Origin of the sequence: Occallatibacter gabretensis, assembly GCF_001449115.1 — a bacterium.
Classification (GTDB): domain Bacteria; phylum Acidobacteriota; class Terriglobia; order Terriglobales; family Acidobacteriaceae; genus Telmatobacter; species Telmatobacter gabretensis.
The window spans coordinates 1,047,118-1,061,930 of the sequence record NZ_LAIJ01000009.1 but is presented as its reverse complement, the minus strand read 5'-3'; the positions used below and the strand labels follow the sequence as shown (position 1 = coordinate 1,061,930).

Here is a 14,813-nt window from a genome sequence, read left to right as displayed (position 1 = left end):
GGCGCTTGCGCCTCAGTGATCCGCCGTCCCATCCGACCATTGCATCACCGGAACCAGAAACACCGTCACATGCTCTGCTTTTTCATCGAAGGCAAAGATGGGCGATCCCTTCTGATTAGCTCCCCATGCATTCGGATCGATGTAGTTGAAAAAGAACATCAGGTGAGGATGCCAGTGTCCATTCCCATCGCCAAGGTAGCTCAGCTTCGAAAGCATATAGGACATGCTGCCTGACTCCACTGGCGGTAGCTCTTTGTTGGCAATGGCCCCGTAGATTGCCTGAAACATCTGCTCTTTGTTGCTGCCAGCCAACACCAGGTCTGTTCTTTTCAGGTTGCGATTGAGATAGGTGTGGGCTGCAGGAGCGTTGTAGCAAATGGGCCCGCGCAGCTTGGGATTCCAGAAGTTCGGATCACCGCTTTCCGCAGTCCATCCCCGCTCTACCAAACACACGAAACCGTTCTTGCCCTCTACGGCAGTTTCGTAACCATGGTGCCCGAGCACCAATACCGTTGCATCGCGTGCGATAACGTCTGGTGCGGCACTCTTCGCCAGCGCAATCTCAGCACTCCGGTCCTCCATCAGATATTGCTCAACAGGAGCCATCTTCGGATAGACCGCCTTTGCATCCTGTGTTCCGCCGCTACGCCATGCCACTCCTGCTAAAACTACTGTGGCGATCCACTTTGTCGCTTTTGCCAAGCCACTTTTTTCTCTCATGATCTTCCTCTCCGTTCCGGCCTCAGAAATAGATTGGTATCAACGTACATGAGAACGGCGCTTCTGGCAAGTTAAGTTGATATAAACGTTTTCTGCGAGTATCCGGATGATGGATAGGCCAACTAAAACGTCGATGCGGAAAGAGCAGGGCGTATTGTTTCAGGCTTTTTGCATAATCAAAGGCTCAATAGAGTCTGAAGTTTATCGCGACCTTCAATTGCACGGAAACTGGCTTGTCATCACGAGTAGCTGGTCTGAAGCGATATGTTGCAACTGCTTCGACGGCTTTTCGATCCAATCCATGACCCGCTTCCTTGATCACACAAATATCGTGCGGTAGCCCATTCGTATCCACAGTCAAACCCACAAGGCTTTCGGCCACGAATTCCTTAACGTGATTCTCCTTCATGAATTTGCGTCCGAATTTGCGGCCCTCATCGGTGAATGTTGGATCCGTAACGCGTGTCGGTGTAGGCGCTAAAACGCCACCACCTACTCGATATACCCATCCGGAAGAGATTTGGTCTTGAAGTCAGCAGGGCAGACCGCCATACCATCGGCTGTTTTCAACGGCATATTGGATGCGTCCTGAATTGTGGCAGTCTGCGGCGAGGAATCTGTGGCACTGGAGGGGGTAGACTGCTGAGCCCACAGCGAGAGGGAAACAAGCCCAAGAAATAAAGACAGGATCTGGCGCATTGAATTGTTGTTCATTTGCGATTCAGAATACTCTTGGCCTGGCAGCTTGTCTCGTAAAAACAATGCAAAACAAAAACCGCAGCCCGGATCACCGGACTGCGGCTAGTTTTTGAATCACTTCGAGTGGCGCGCGAAGCGCGCAGTTGCCAGGACGGCGAGTCCTTAAAGCTCCTTGACGCCTTCAACAAACGCCTTCAGCTTACGGCTGCGGCTCGGGTGACGCAGCTTCCGGAGCGCCTTGGCTTCAATCTGCCGGATGCGCTCGCGCGTTACCTGGAAGCTCTGGCCTACTTCTTCGAGCGTGTGCTCGGAGCCGTCCTCAAGACCAAACCTCATCTTGATCACGCGCTCTTCGCGTGGTGTCAGAGTACGCAACACCTGAGAGGTGTACTCCTTCAGGTTGACGCTGATCACGGCTTCAGAAGGCGAGACAGCCTGGCGGTCTTCAATGAAGTCGCCAAGATGCGAGTCTTCTTCTTCGCCAATCGGCGTCTCCAGCGAAATCGGCTCCTGCGCAATCTTCAGCACCTTGCGAACCTTTGCCACTGGAATATCCATGCGGCGCGCAATCTCTTCTGAAGAAGGCTCACGGCCCAGCTCCTGCACAAGCTGACGGCTGGTGCGGATAAGCTTGTTGATCGTCTCGATCATGTGCACCGGAATACGGATCGTTCTTGCCTGGTCCGCAATCGCGCGCGTAATTGCCTGGCGAATCCACCACGTCGCATACGTCGAGAACTTGTATCCACGACGATATTCGAACTTGTCCACCGCCTTCATCAGGCCGATGTTGCCCTCCTGAATCAGGTCCAGGAACTGCAGGCCGCGGTTCGTATATTTCTTCGCAATCGAAACAACCAGTCGCAGGTTGGCCTCAATCAGTTCGCGCTTGGCCTGCTCGGCGTCCATGTCGCCCTGGATCATCTCGCGCTGCGTGCGCTTCAGCTCGGTGATCAGGATGCCGGAATCCGCTTCAAGCTTTTCCAGGTCCACCTTGCAGTTCTTCTGCTGGCGGCGATACTCCTTCTTCAGCTCCTCGCTGCGGCTGGCTTCAAACTTCTGATCCAGCGAGCGAATCTGTCGCTCCAGCGTCCGCATTGTGTCCACGGTCTTGTTCACGCGGTCAAGAAGCCTCTTGCGCTCCATCGGCGTGTACTTCAGCTCGCGAACAATGCGCGAAATCAAGACCCTTTCCCGCGCAATCAGCCAGCGGGTGTGGCGCTGCTCTTTCGCCTTGGTCTTCATGCCGGCAAGCTGCTCGGCCTTCTCCTCAAACCCGGCAATCTTCTTCTGGTGCCTGACAATCGCGTCAATGCGCGTAACCGTCGACTTCACACGCGACTGCACCACATCCTCGGTCAACTCTTCCTCGTCGAAGATGACCACTTCTTTCACATTGCGCACGCCGCGCTTCAGGTCTTCGCCTAGCGCCACAATCTCGCGAATCACAATCGGCGAGCGCGAAATCGCCTTCAGAACGCGGTTCTGCCCGCGTTCAATGCGCTTGGCAATCTCTACTTCGCCCTCGCGCGTCAGGAGGGGAACCGTACCCATCTCGCGCAGATACATGCGCACCGGGTCATTCGTCTTTTCGAGCGTGCCGGGCGTCAGGTCAAGCTCAACGTCTTCGCCCTCTTCAAGATCAAAGTCCTTGTCGGCGCCAAACTTCGGCCCGTCAAGCAGATCAATCCCCTGCGTCCCGATGGTTGTAATCAGGTCGTCGATGTCCTCTGGGGACGTAGCCATCTCATCCGGCATCATCTCGTTCACGTCGCCGTAGGTCAGATAGCCTTTTTCCTTGCCTGTATCAATCAGGCTGTGAATCTCTTCGTCGTATTTATCGTCGATTGCCAAATTTCCCTGCTCTCTCAGGTCTTCGTTCATCGAGTGCGCACCGGACCTGAATCCTCTGGAATACAGCGCATACTCCGAACCAGGAATGAACCCAGGTTCGCTGTTCATCGTTCGATGCTGCTCCTGCGGCAGACGCAGCATGGTGCTTGCGCACGCCAACACCCAGGCTTTCCCACCTTTGCGACCAATACACGGCGCACAAAGACAAGCCTGCGGCTACCCGCAAAAACAGCGGCAAAAAATATTTGCTCGGAACAGGATGACTAGCGCTTCAGGTTTCTCCTGGTAGCCCGCGAGCCGAAGCTCATGTGTGGGGCAAAAGGGCGCGCATCCTTACAGAGATCAACAGATTACCATAATCCGGCCCCGCATTTCCAGCGCAAATCCCATATTCCACCGGACTTCCACAGGATTTACTCAGGTGTTCGGATGGACAGCTTCGCTGCGGGCGCCAGATTCACGCTCCTGGCAGCCCTGCTCCTTTAATTTAGACGCATTCAAGCGAGCTTTAGGCGCAAAAATGCATAATTCTGCGATACTCTGGCCTCTCGCGACAGCAATCCTGATCGAGGTGCCTCTATGCCTGCCAGCATGCAGCGAGAAATACGCATTCGGCCCGCCACTGCCGAGGACGCCTCAGCTTGCGGCAAAATCTGCTACGACGCCTTCTTCTCCATCAGCCAGGCACACGGATTCCCCTGCGACTTACCCTCGCCAGAGGTTCCGATCGGCTTTTTGTCGATGCTCTTTTCCGCCCCGGGCTTTTACGCCATTGTTGCCGAGATCGATGGCCGCGTCATAGGCTCCAACGTACTCGACGAGCGATCCATCGTTCATGGCGTCGGCCCCATCACCATCGATCCCACGGTCCAAAACCATGGTTCAGGCCGCAAACTCATGCAAGCGGTATTGGATCGCGTCACCGCGCAGGGAGCTGCCGGTGTGCGGCTGGTGCAGGCCGCCTTCCATAATCGCTCCCTTTCGCTCTATACCTCGCTCGGATTCGATGTTCGCGAACCCCTGGCTTGTATGCAGGGACGAACTGCAGCCCGAACCGTGCCCGGCTGTTCCGTGCGTCCCGCCATCTCCGCGGATATCCCCGCCTGCAATGCCCTTTCGCTCCGTGTCCACGGCTTCCATCGCGGCATCGAGCTTGCCGATGCCCTCGCTCAAGGCACAGCGCTCGTCGTCGAACGCGGCGGCAGCATCACCGGCTACGCCTCCAGCCTCGCCTTTTTCGGTCATGCCGCCACTGAGACCAATCTGGACCTGCAGGCGCTCATTGCCTCTGTGGATTCCTTCGCCGGACCAGGCATCCTCGTCCCCACGCGAAACAGCCAGCTCTTCCGCTGGTGTCTCGCCAACGGCCTCCGCGTCGTCCAGCCCATGAATCTCATGAGCCTGGGCCTTTATAACGAGCCCGCCGGAGCTTGGCTGCCATCCGTTTCGTTCTAGCTGTGCACTACTCCGGCGGCCGATGATGATGCAGCTTCCGCAGCGCCCGGTCCAGTTCCAGCTTCTCCTGCGTCAGCACCGCCAGTTCCGCATGATCCGCCCTCCGCTCGGCCTCCGCAATCTGCGCGCGAATCGCTCGCAGCCGCCCCGCAATCGCCCGCTCCTGAATCTCCTGCAGCGCGCTGAAGACCTCGTTCACGCTCGGCGGCTTCGTCTCAGCTAGCAGCGCCTCAGCCAGCCGCGCCCGCTGCCCCTCGTCCCGCACTGCCTCCATCGGGTCAGAAGCCATTCTCTGTGCAAGCTCGACCAAAGCCTGAAAGCAGGGAAGCGCCTCAAACCAGGCCGGTTGTTCCGTCAGCGCCTGCACCGCCATCCGCCGCGCATGTTCAAACTCCGGATCCACCACCGCCAGCGCCCGCAGCAGCACCCGTTCCACCTCGCTGAGCGTGCTCGCCTTCACCTCAATGCGATCCTGCCGCTTCAGCGCCGCTTGCCGCAATTCCTCGCGCATCACCGCCGAGTCAATCCCCAGCTTCTGCGCCGCGTCGGCCTGAAACTGGTCCCGCACCAGCTTCTGCGGAATCCTCCGTATATGCGGCAGCAGAAAATTCATCGCCTTCACCTTCTGCTCCGCATTCTGCCCCGGAAACTGCTGTCTCGCCCGCTCAATCAGGTAATCCGCCTGCCGCCGCGCCCCGCGAATCGCCTTCACATACGCTTCCAGCCCGCGCTCGCGGATATACCGGTCCGGATCGAGCCCATCCTCCAGCGTCACAATCTTCAGTTCAAAGCCCTCTTCCGTCAGCAGCGCTATCGACTTCTCCGCCGCATTCGCCCCCGCCGCATCCGGGTCAAAGTTCACCGCCAGCTGCGTCGTATGCCGGCGCAGAATATTCACCTGCATCTCCGTAAACGCCGTCCCGCTCGTCGCAATCACGTTCTTGATCCCGCGCAGATACACGCTGATGCAGTCCATCTGGCCTTCCACCAGCAGCGCAAACCCCGCAGTCCGAATCACGCCCTTCGCCTTATCCAGGTTGAACAGCACCTGTCTCTTCGAATACAGCGGCGTCTCCGGCGAATTGATGTACTTCGCCCCGGCTTTTTCACCCGTCTCCAGCGTCCGCGCCGTAAACGCGATCACCCGCCCGCCCTCATTCGCAATTGGAAACATGACCCGCTTGCGAAACCGATCGTACAGCGGCCCCGTCGTGCCATCCTCATGTTCCTTCTGGCTGAACAGCCCACTCGCCCGCAGCGTCTCCGCATCCGCCTGCTTGCCCAAAAAGTCACGCAGCGCGTTAAAGCTGTCCGGCGAGTAGCCGATCCGGAATTCCTTAATCCCCTTCGCATCCAGTCCCCGGCCTGCGAGATATTCCCGCGCAACAGCGCCCTCAGGCCCTGCCAGTTGCTGCTCAAACCACGCCGCAGCAGCCTCATGCAGCTCCAGGAGCTTCGCTCGAAGGCGTCCTTCGGCTGCTTCTTCCGGGGAGGAATACTCCTTCTTCGGCAGCGGAATCCCGCATTTCTGCGCCACAATCCGCACCGCCTCCGGAAAACCCACGTTCTCCATCTTGCTCACAAACGTGAATACATCCCCGGAAACCCCGCACCCAAAGCAATGAAAGAACTGCCGCACAGCATGAACGCTGAACGACGGCGATTTTTCCTTATGAAAAGGGCAAAGGCCGGAGTAGTTCGTCGCGCCCGCCTTACGCAGGCGCACGTACCCCTCTATCACCTTCACAATATCGGCCTGCTGCTTCACGGATTGGGCAAAGTCGCTCATGTGCGGGTCTGATTCTGAGCATACGGCACAGTGCGCACTCTAGGAACCAATCCCCGTCCTGTGAAAATCCATGGAAAAATTAACAGAATCGCAAAATAGTTGTTGCAACGACTATCACTCGTCGTGCATCCTATACACCGAAGCGCAAAGGAGCGCAGAAAAAATGTCTACCACCACCTGGAACCTCGATCCCGCCCACTCCACAGCCGAGTTCAAAGTCCGCCACATGATGATCTCCTGGGTCAAAGGCAAATTCACCGGCCTCACCGGCACACTCGCCCTCCACGATTCAGACGGATCGCAGCACGCCGTCGAGGCCACCATCGACGTTGCCACCGTCACCACCGGAGCAGCCGACCGCGACGGTCATCTCAAGAGCGCCGACTTCTTCAACGTCGAACAGTTCCCCACCATCACCTTCAAGTCGACCGACGTTAAGCCAGCAGGCAAAGGCGAATTCTCCGTCACCGGCGACTTCACCCTGCACGGCATCACCAAGCCTGTCACCTTCGACGTGGAAGAGTTCTCCGATCCAGCCAAGGACCCCTGGGGCAACCAGCGCATTGGCCTCATCGCCACCACCAAGATCAACCGCAAGGACTTCGATCTCACCTACAACGCCGCGCTCGAGACCGGCGGCGTGCTCGTCGGCGAAGACGTCACTCTCACGCTCGACGTGCAATTCGTCAAAGCCGCGTAATTGTTGCCACTTCACCGCGCTCCTTGCCCATCCTTGCGATGCATTTGTCGCAAGGATGGATAACGAGCCTCAATTTTTTCCTTCGCTCTGCACTACACTCAAAATGTGACAGACGAGCTCGCCATTCGCCCGCTCAGCATTAGTGATGCCGAGGCAGTTGCCATTCTGAATCATCAGCTTGGTTACCCCAGCTCAGTCGCAGATCTGCTTCCAAGAATCGAGCAACTGCTTCATTCCTCTGAACGGGCGACCTTCGCAGGTATTCTGGAGAGCCGCCTTATTGGTTGGATCGATGTCGCCATCGAGCGCCATCTGCAATCATCCGATACAGCTGTCATCGGCGGCCTCGTCGTGCACGAAGACGTGAGAGGTCGCGGCATTGGTCGGCGACTCTGCCAGGCTGCTGAGGATTGGGCGCGCGGCCGCGGAATATCGATAGTCCGAGTCCGGTCCCAGATCAAGCGGGAAGATGCGCACCGCTTTTATCTGCAGGACGGCTACGAGCAGGTAAAAATCTCCGCAGTTTTTGAAAAGAAGCTAGTCTGATCCCTCGCGGGCAATTCTTTCCGCGCTCTTACATCTCATTCTCGGCAAGCATACGGCCCGCAGGACAGCACGACCCGACCATCTTCCGTCGAGCTGTCCACAACAAAGATGCGGTAGCTCATCCCATCCGAGGCCACGCGCACCACAACGTGTCCCTGCATGCTCTTCATCTGTCGCAGCCATCGCGCATTGAACAGCTTGTTAGCCGGCAGCATCTCGGTCGCAAACACATCATGCGGCTGGGCGTTGGGCCATGCGCCAATCAACCGCTCCAGCTGCGCCTGCGCCGGATGCGTCACGTGCCACGACGGAATCACATACGCCTGCGCGTCGAGCGACTTGGTGAACTGTGGTCCGCAGGCGTCAAAGTAAGCATGATGGTCGGCCGAGGCTACCTCCACGCGTCCGCACGCCTCCACCACTGCCGATTCCACATCGAGCCACGGCGCGCGCCCATCATGCGTATCCGCATTCAAATCCCCGCCGGTGAAATACGAAAATCGCCCATACTCAATTCGCAGCGCAATCGAACAGTTGTTCTCAGCCGGAAGCTCGGCTCCCGGCACCTTCGCCAAATCCGGAAACGCCTGCCGGCTTTCCGTCCCCTTTCCAGTCCACACGCGCCCATTCGCCGCTAGCGCCCGAACAGAAAATCCAGGAAACCGTCCTGCCTCGCGCAGGCGAATCTGCTCACGCGAACCCACCTCCAACCGCTCCACGCGTTTCCCGGCCCGCCGCCGCGCATCCAACCAGGCCAGATAATTCGCTGTGAACGACGCCTTTGGCGGCTGCAGCAAACCGTAATCCGGATAGCTCCGATCAATCACCGTTTCGACCGGCATCAGCGCATCTACCTGACTCAATCCGGTGGGTACAAACCTGCTCGTGTGTCCCTCTTCGCCCACCGGCACATCGCCCACATGGTCAGGATGAATGTGCGTAGCAATCGCATAATCGAGCGAATTTCGTCCCGCCGCGCGTGCCTGCTTCAGCGCATACCACGCCACCCATTCCCCCGGCTTGTGAGAAGCATTCGGCCGCGCAGGCGCCGAAGAATCAGGTCCATCATTCGACGCGCCGCAGTCAATCAACAGCGTCGTCCCATCCGGCCCCAGCAGAAACGTCGCGTTGCCGCGCCCCGTATCAATGTGGTGAATGTCGAACTCCCCCGGCGTCCATGGCGGTAGCATGCTTTCAACATCCGCGGCAAACGCAGGCCACGCTCGCAGCTTCGCCTCGGCTATCGCAAAATATCCACTCGCTAACGCACCCACCATAAAACTCCGCCTGTTCAACACCGGACCAGTTCCTCGCATCAATCCTCTCGTCCCCACCATATAGTTCATCCGGACCAGAGTTGTCTCTCAGGCCGTTAAATACCCAAGAATCGCTCTGCAGGCCTCTGCCTTTGCGCGCCTGAGCGAAAGTCCGCGCGGCTTGCCAGTGACAACGGCATGGCCGAGCGCATCGACCATGCTGGCTGTGAAAAAAGCCAGCATATCGAGATCTGCTCTTTTATGAAAACTCTTTGTATGAGGCGCAAGAGCACCGCGAAAACTTCCATGAAGTCGAGTCACAAACTCAATCGTACCGCTCGCGCGATGCGGAACTTCTGACTGCAACAGGGCCGAAAGTTCCGGATCCTGTGCGTGTGACTCGACCATGCCGTCCATCCACGCTTCGACGAGCTTATCGAGCGATGCGTCCTCATTCTCACTCATTTTTCGCGCCATGATCTCGTCTACCTGCCGAATGTGTCGCTCGTGCAATGCCGCAAATACGGCATGCTTGTTCGGAAAGTATTGGTACACCGATCCAATGCTCACGCCCGCAGCCGCCGCGATGCGATTCGTAGTAATCGCAGAGGCTCCACCGTGCTTGAGCAGCTTTATTGCTGCATCCAGCATGGCATCCACGGTCACCTTCGCCCGCTCCTGAACGGGCCTGCGTCGGCGAACCATCGATCGTCTCAAGGTGGACTTCATGCTGACAGCCTACATCAGAAATGTGAGCTTTTCTTTAATTACTTCTGTATCTCACCGGTTTTAGATAACTTAGCCCAGCCTTTCATGCGAGTAGACAAAGCCTCTCTCGCTACTAGGCTTACTTTCATGAGGCATGTACCGCCTCAGAAAGAAGGAGCCATGACATATCTGATCACAGGCGCAACCGGAGATGTAGGATCGCGCGTCATCAGGCAGCTATTGGAGCGAGGCATTCGTCCACGCGTGCTCTCACGCAGCGAAGAAAAGGCACGTTCACTCTTCGGTAATTGCATCGACGTTTTCGCGGGCGATCTCTCCGATCCCGCGTCCATCCGCGTAGCGATGCGCGGCGCGGACGCTGTTTTCTTAGTCAACGTCGGGCCTGAAATTCCTAGCCGCGACGCGTCTGCGGCAGCCATCGCCAAAGAAGAAGGCATTCGTAAGATCATCAAGCTTTCATCCTTTGACGTCGAGCAGGGCCTTGCCATCGGAGCCTGGCATGAGAAGGGTGAAGCCGCGATTCGCGCCGCGGGAGTGGAATTTACCTTTGTCCGGCCCAGCGGCTTTATGACCAACCTGCTCGCATGGGCGCACTCCATCAAAACAGAAGGCATTGTGCGCTCATCCACCGCAAATGGTCGCCGATCGTTCATCCACTCAGAAGATATTGCCTCGATTTCGGTCGCAGCGCTCTTGAGCGATAAATATCTCGGCGAAGTTTTACCGATCACCGGAACGCAATTGCACACATGGGGCAAAATAACAGAGATACTCGCTCATGCGATCGGCAAGCCTCTCACGTATCAGGTCATCTCCGACGAAGAAGCACGCGAACGTTACTCCCGCATCAGCGACTCAACAAAAGAAACGGAAGCGCATGTGGCCCTGTGGCACGCAATCCGTGAAGGCCGGCTGGCCACGACCACGAACTGCATCGAGCACATTCTAGGCAGAAAGCCGATCTCCCTTCAACAGTGGGCTACCGAAAACCGTCATTCCTTTTGCAACTAGCGGGCGCTAAACAAGTGCCCGCGCCCCTCGTAAAATCAAAATCAGTATGTCCCAAACCTCTCATTCGTTGATCCTCACCATTCTTGGCCCCGTCATCACCACTCTGCACCAGGAGCGCATCCGCGACCTTCTCGCCGCTCACGGCCTCGAGATCGCGCATGCCGATCAGCTCACCGAAAGCCTCGCGCCCACGCAGGAACCCTTCAACGCAGTTTTGTCGTGGTCGCTCAGAGGTCAACCAAAACAAGAAAAAGAACTTCGCGCCGAGCTCCTTGCGGCAGCTACAGACCTCTCTCTCGACATTGCTCTCCAGCACGATACGCCGCACCGCACCAACCGCCGCCTCTTTGTCTTCGATATGGATTCCACCCTCATCCAGGGCGAAGTCATCGACGAACTCGCCAAACTCGCCGGCGTCGGTGAAGAGGTCTCGAAAATCACCGAGGCCGCCATGCGCGGCGAGCTTAATTTCGACGAAAGCTTCACCCGCCGCGTCGGCCTGCTCAAAGGCCTGCCCGCCGAGCAGGCTCTCGCCCTGCGCGAGCGCATCCCGCTATCACCCGGCGCGGAGAGACTCTTCCGCACACTCAAGTCGCGCGGCTACTACACCGCCATCCTCTCCGGCGGTTTCACATTTTTCGCCAAGTTACTGCAAGCCCGCCTCGGCATCGATGAATTCCACGCCAACGAGCTCGAAATTGTCGACGGCAAAGTAACCGGCCGCGTCATCCCGCCCATCATGAACGGCGCGCGTAAAGCCACCATGCTCCGCGATATCGCTAAACGCGAAAGCATCCCCCTTGAAGAAGCCGTAGCCGTGGGCGATGGCGCAAACGACCTGCCCATGATGGGTCTCGCTGGCATGGGCATCGCCTACCGCGCCAAGCCCATCGTCCGCGCCCAGGCCGACCATTCCATCACCTCGCTCGGCCTCGACGGATTGCTCTACCTCATCGGCCTGCGTGACCAGGATTCGGACAAGGCCTGATCCGGGTTCCTCCATCTTCGGAGCTGTTGTTTTTGCGCCTGGGATGGACTACAGCGATTCCAGAGCTGCTGAAGCGCAGATTACTTTCGTCGATTGTCCTTTCGTACCGTTTGTCAGCACCAGATAGTTTGCACAAAATTACCCTCATCTGTGCCACACTCAACTCATGTTGAAGTCAAAAAAGGCCTTTTTTCAAGCAAAAAATTGGCATAACATTATGAATCAAAGCAGGTTATATCATTTCCAAAAAGAGAAAGTCATAATTTTTTACCTCTACGTACAGAAGTTGTACTTCTGTATTTCTGTACCAGTTTCGGCGAAATGTGCCCCCACCCCCCTCTACAGGCCACAGTTTCTGTAAATCTGTAATTCTGCATCCCGCTCCGGGCCGCGCCCTGGCGCAAATCCTGAGATGCTGTATCCCAAAGCCACTGCATTCCACTGGACGCCACCATCCGGGAGTGGTAGCCTCGCCGTCTAAGATAGTCGTTGCAACGAATATCTCTCTCGTGCATCTATTAAATACAAGCGCAAAAGGAGATTGCCACCATGTCTTTGCGGCCCGTAAAAGAGATTCTTCAAACTCAAACCACCATGGAAGGCGCCGGCGTCAAGCTCGAGCGCGCCTTCGGCTTCGGCAAAACGAAGGAATTCGATCCGTTTCTGCTCTTTGACGACTTCCGCAACGAGAACCCGCGCGATTACATCGCCGGCTTCCCCTGGCATCCGCACCGTGGCATTGAGACCATTACGTACGTCCTTGCGGGCGAGGTTGCTCACGGCGATAGCCTCGGCAATAAAGGCCGTATGACCGCCGGCGATGTGCAGTGGATGACCGCAGGCTCCGGTATTTTGCACCAGGAGATGCCCAAGGGCGATGAGCATGGCCGCATGCACGGCTTTCAGCTTTGGGCCAACCTGCCCGCAAGCCTCAAAATGACCGATCCGCGCTATCAGGACATCCCTGCAAGCGCCATCCCTGAGGTCACCGAGGACGACGGCACGCATGCACGCATCATCACGGGCAACTTCTGGGGCCAAACCGGTCCAGTGGAAGGCGCCTCCGCCGGACAATTCGGCACAGACGCGCGCTACATCGACATCTCCGTCCCGCCCGGCAAGTTGAAGCGCATCAAGGTGGAAGTCGAACGCAACGCCTTCGCGTATGTCTTCGCAGGCGCGGGCACCTTCCGCGACGCCAGTGATCCACGCGCCGTGCTCACCGAAGATGGCCGCGATCCCAATGCTGCTCCGGTCTACGACGCGAAGAATCACTCGCTCGTGCTCTTTGACCGCGGTGACGAGATCGTTGTCCAGGCCGGTCCGGAGGGCATCCGTTTCCTGCTCGTCTCAGGCAAGCCGCTCGAAGAGCCGGTCGCCTGGCACGGCCCCATCGTAATGAACACGCAGGCTGAGTTGCAGACCGCCATGCGTGAGTTGCAGAACGGCAAGTTCATCAAACATGGGTAACCCTTAGAACAAAAGCGGTCAGTCCGGGTTCGGACTGGCCGCTTATAGCTTCCATCCCTCCATCGGCACATCCGCCGCCAACACCTTCAGCGGTGTCAGCCCTCGCTTCCGCAGCGAGCGAATACTAAGCGCGTCATGCCGCTTGGCCAACCGCTGGCCGTTATGGTCCACCACCAGACGGCAGTGATACCACTTCGGCGACTTCAGTCCCAGTGCGCGATACAGCAGAATCTGCCTTGCTGTAGATTTCAGCAGATCCGCCCCGCGCACAACCTCTGTAATCCGCATCGCCGCATCATCGGCCACGCATGCCAGTTGGTAGCTCGGAAATCCATCGCGCCGCCACACAAGAAAGTCTCCAAAATCCACCCCAGCCACATATCGCTGTGGACCCATATTTCCGTCCTCAAACTCAATCGCTTCGCCATCCCGCACGCGAAAGCGCCAATTCATACCTCCCGGGCCATCCGAGCGCGGATTTCCCCTGCAAGTCCCTGGGTATAACGGCTCATCCTCTGTCTCCAGCCCCTCATGCGGTGCACCCGCAATCATCTCCAGGTCCTTCCGCGAACATTGGCACGGAAACAGAAATCCTCCTCGCATCAGCTTTCGCCACGCATCCAGATAGACCGCGCCGCGCTTGCTCTGCACGTACGGTCCATACGGACCGCCATCTTTGTTTTTCTTGTCGGCTTTGTCTCGATCCGAACGGCCCAGGCCCGCATTAGGACCCTCCTGCCAGCGAATCCCCAACCAGCGCAGGTCCTCGTATGCTGCCTCGGCATACTCTTTCTTGCTGCGCGCCGTGTCCAGGTCTTCCATCCGCATCACCAGCGTGCCGCCTGCCTGCCGCGCGCGCATGTACGCCGAATAAAACGTCCGCGCATGCCCCAGATGCAAATAGCCCGTCGGCGAAGGCGCAAGCCGTCCCCGATAATCCGATACTCCTGCCGCGCTCATCGGGCCAGTCATTCTGGCCCGATTCTAGCAATCCACTCCGCGCCGCAAATTCCTCACCAGTTACTCGCTCGATGTGCGCTGTCTGCTAGTTCTTGTCCTTGTCGTGGTCCGAATCATTTTGGCTTGCATCATCGCTTTCATGGTGATGCGTGTAGTGCTTGATATCGTCGTCCACATGCCGTGGATCAACGGAAATCTGCACCACATCCATCTCGTTGCCGTCCTTGTCGACAACAAACAGGCCCATCCGCGCGCCTTCCGGCCGCATAAAGATCAGCGACTGCTCGTGTCCAGCCTTTGAGGTCTCCCGCACCACGCGCTCCCAGCCATCGCCCAGCTTCTGCTCCACCATGCGGTCCAGCTCCTGGCCGTCCACATCCGCCGTGAAGTTCTCGAACTCCGCCACATGCAGATTCGCCGCTGCTCCATGACTGGCCTTGCGCGCCACGAAGCTGATCAGCCCCATGAACGGAATCCGTGTAGACCGCACGTGATACTGCGCCTCAATCGCATCCACTACGCCGTTAAACCCTCTCCCGCCTCCACTGGCTAGCACCACCACAGGCACCATCAGCGCCACCGCGCATACAGGAATCACCAGATACATTCTCATAACCGCTCCTTTTCATCCGTCCG

At 57.7% G+C, this 14,813-nt stretch carries 15 protein-coding genes; 6 read left to right on the top strand and 9 right to left on the bottom strand.

What is annotated here, in order from left to right; all coding sequences use genetic code 11:
* Positions 1–12: 12 nt before the first annotated feature.
* The 4 genes from VO84_RS10675 to rpoD form a co-directional block, all read right to left on the bottom strand.
* Positions 13–720, bottom strand: a complete 708-nt coding sequence (locus VO84_RS10675; protein ID WP_197413980.1) for a hypothetical protein — start codon at positions 718–720, stop codon at positions 13–15.
* 184 nt (positions 721–904) lie between these two features.
* Positions 905–1,129 carry an energy transducer TonB gene (locus tag VO84_RS10670; RefSeq protein WP_058187604.1) on the bottom strand — a complete coding sequence of 75 codons (225 nt, stop codon included), beginning with the start codon at positions 1,127–1,129 and terminating at the stop codon, positions 905–907.
* An 83-nt stretch (positions 1,130–1,212) separates the two neighbouring features.
* Positions 1,213–1,434 (bottom strand): hypothetical protein, encoded by a 222-nt coding sequence (locus tag VO84_RS22815; protein ID WP_058187603.1) that lies wholly within the window; start codon positions 1,432–1,434, stop codon positions 1,213–1,215.
* 147 nt (positions 1,435–1,581) lie between these two features.
* A complete protein-coding gene (gene rpoD, locus VO84_RS10660) occupies positions 1,582–3,303 on the bottom strand; it encodes an RNA polymerase sigma factor RpoD (protein ID WP_058188713.1) in 1,722 nt (573 codons plus the stop codon).
* A gap of 549 nt (positions 3,304–3,852) precedes the next feature.
* Between rpoD and VO84_RS10655 the strand changes: the two genes are divergently transcribed.
* The gene (locus tag VO84_RS10655) at positions 3,853–4,728 is read left to right on the top strand and encodes a GNAT family N-acetyltransferase (RefSeq protein WP_058187602.1); all 876 of its coding nucleotides are present in this window, start codon (positions 3,853–3,855) and stop codon (positions 4,726–4,728) included.
* Between the two features lie 7 nt (positions 4,729–4,735).
* Here the strand turns inward: VO84_RS10655 and dnaG are convergent, their stop codons facing one another.
* On the bottom strand, positions 4,736–6,517 hold the full coding sequence (dnaG, locus tag VO84_RS10650; protein WP_058187601.1) for a DNA primase: 1,782 nt from the start codon (positions 6,515–6,517) through the stop codon (positions 4,736–4,738).
* Positions 6,518–6,680: 163 nt separating this feature from the next.
* On the opposite strand from dnaG, the gene VO84_RS10645 reads away from it, so the two are divergent.
* The gene (locus VO84_RS10645; RefSeq protein ID WP_058187600.1) at positions 6,681–7,217 is read left to right on the top strand and encodes a YceI family protein; all 537 of its coding nucleotides are present in this window, start codon (positions 6,681–6,683) and stop codon (positions 7,215–7,217) included.
* 105 nt (positions 7,218–7,322) lie between these two features.
* Positions 7,323–7,763 (top strand): GNAT family N-acetyltransferase, encoded by a 441-nt coding sequence (locus tag VO84_RS10640; RefSeq protein WP_231737882.1) that lies wholly within the window; start codon positions 7,323–7,325, stop codon positions 7,761–7,763.
* A 35-nt stretch (positions 7,764–7,798) separates the two neighbouring features.
* Here the strand turns inward: VO84_RS10640 and VO84_RS10635 are convergent, their stop codons facing one another.
* The gene (locus VO84_RS10635; RefSeq protein WP_197413979.1) at positions 7,799–9,079 is read right to left on the bottom strand and encodes a ComEC/Rec2 family competence protein; all 1,281 of its coding nucleotides are present in this window, start codon (positions 9,077–9,079) and stop codon (positions 7,799–7,801) included.
* Between the two features lie 48 nt (positions 9,080–9,127).
* On the bottom strand, positions 9,128–9,748 hold the full coding sequence (locus VO84_RS10630) for a TetR/AcrR family transcriptional regulator (protein WP_082661892.1): 621 nt from the start codon (positions 9,746–9,748) through the stop codon (positions 9,128–9,130).
* A 159-nt stretch (positions 9,749–9,907) separates the two neighbouring features.
* On the opposite strand from VO84_RS10630, the gene VO84_RS10625 reads away from it, so the two are divergent.
* The 3 genes from VO84_RS10625 to VO84_RS10615 all read left to right on the top strand — a co-directional run bounded on the left by VO84_RS10625 (position 9,908) and on the right by VO84_RS10615 (position 13,217).
* Positions 9,908–10,759 carry an NAD(P)H-binding protein gene (locus tag VO84_RS10625; RefSeq protein WP_058187597.1) on the top strand — a complete coding sequence of 284 codons (852 nt, stop codon included), beginning with the start codon at positions 9,908–9,910 and terminating at the stop codon, positions 10,757–10,759.
* A 46-nt stretch (positions 10,760–10,805) separates the two neighbouring features.
* Entirely contained in the window at positions 10,806–11,747 is a 942-nt protein-coding gene (gene serB, locus VO84_RS10620) for a phosphoserine phosphatase SerB (protein WP_058187596.1), read from the top strand.
* 549 nt (positions 11,748–12,296) lie between these two features.
* Positions 12,297–13,217: a pirin family protein gene (locus VO84_RS10615; RefSeq protein WP_058187595.1), complete on the top strand. Its 921-nt coding sequence runs from the start codon at positions 12,297–12,299 to the stop codon at positions 13,215–13,217.
* A gap of 42 nt (positions 13,218–13,259) precedes the next feature.
* Here the strand turns inward: VO84_RS10615 and VO84_RS10610 are convergent, their stop codons facing one another.
* Both VO84_RS10610 and VO84_RS10605 read right to left on the bottom strand, forming a co-directional pair.
* Positions 13,260–14,189, bottom strand: coding sequence for a glutamate--tRNA ligase family protein (locus VO84_RS10610; RefSeq protein ID WP_231737881.1), 930 nt, complete (start codon positions 14,187–14,189; stop codon positions 13,260–13,262).
* A 73-nt stretch (positions 14,190–14,262) separates the two neighbouring features.
* Positions 14,263–14,790, bottom strand: a complete 528-nt coding sequence (locus VO84_RS10605; RefSeq protein ID WP_157439822.1) for a hypothetical protein — start codon at positions 14,788–14,790, stop codon at positions 14,263–14,265.
* Positions 14,791–14,813 lie beyond the last annotated feature (23 nt).

Bases quoted from the DNA above. Each gene is read 5' to 3' on its own strand.
- VO84_RS10675 (WP_197413980.1), bottom strand. From the start codon at position 720: ATGAGAGAAAAAAGTGGCTTGGCAAAAGCGACAAAGTGGATCGCCACA.
- VO84_RS10670 (WP_058187604.1), bottom strand. From the start codon at position 1,129: ATGAAGGAGAATCACGTTAAGGAATTCGTGGCCGAAAGCCTTGTGGGT.
- VO84_RS22815 (WP_058187603.1), bottom strand. From the start codon at position 1,434: ATGAACAACAATTCAATGCGCCAGATCCTGTCTTTATTTCTTGGGCTT.
- rpoD (WP_058188713.1), bottom strand. From the start codon at position 3,303: ATGAACGAAGACCTGAGAGAGCAGGGAAATTTGGCAATCGACGATAAA.
- VO84_RS10655 (WP_058187602.1), top strand. From the start codon at position 3,853: ATGCCTGCCAGCATGCAGCGAGAAATACGCATTCGGCCCGCCACTGCC.
- dnaG (WP_058187601.1), bottom strand. From the start codon at position 6,517: ATGAGCGACTTTGCCCAATCCGTGAAGCAGCAGGCCGATATTGTGAAG.
- VO84_RS10645 (WP_058187600.1), top strand. From the start codon at position 6,681: ATGTCTACCACCACCTGGAACCTCGATCCCGCCCACTCCACAGCCGAG.
- VO84_RS10635 (WP_197413979.1), bottom strand. From the start codon at position 9,079: ATGCGAGGAACTGGTCCGGTGTTGAACAGGCGGAGTTTTATGGTGGGT.
- VO84_RS10630 (WP_082661892.1), bottom strand. From the start codon at position 9,748: ATGAAGTCCACCTTGAGACGATCGATGGTTCGCCGACGCAGGCCCGTT.
- VO84_RS10625 (WP_058187597.1), top strand. From the start codon at position 9,908: ATGACATATCTGATCACAGGCGCAACCGGAGATGTAGGATCGCGCGTC.
- serB (WP_058187596.1), top strand. From the start codon at position 10,806: ATGTCCCAAACCTCTCATTCGTTGATCCTCACCATTCTTGGCCCCGTC.
- VO84_RS10615 (WP_058187595.1), top strand. From the start codon at position 12,297: ATGTCTTTGCGGCCCGTAAAAGAGATTCTTCAAACTCAAACCACCATG.
- VO84_RS10610 (WP_231737881.1), bottom strand. From the start codon at position 14,189: ATGACTGGCCCGATGAGCGCGGCAGGAGTATCGGATTATCGGGGACGG.
- VO84_RS10605 (WP_157439822.1), bottom strand. From the start codon at position 14,790: ATGAGAATGTATCTGGTGATTCCTGTATGCGCGGTGGCGCTGATGGTG.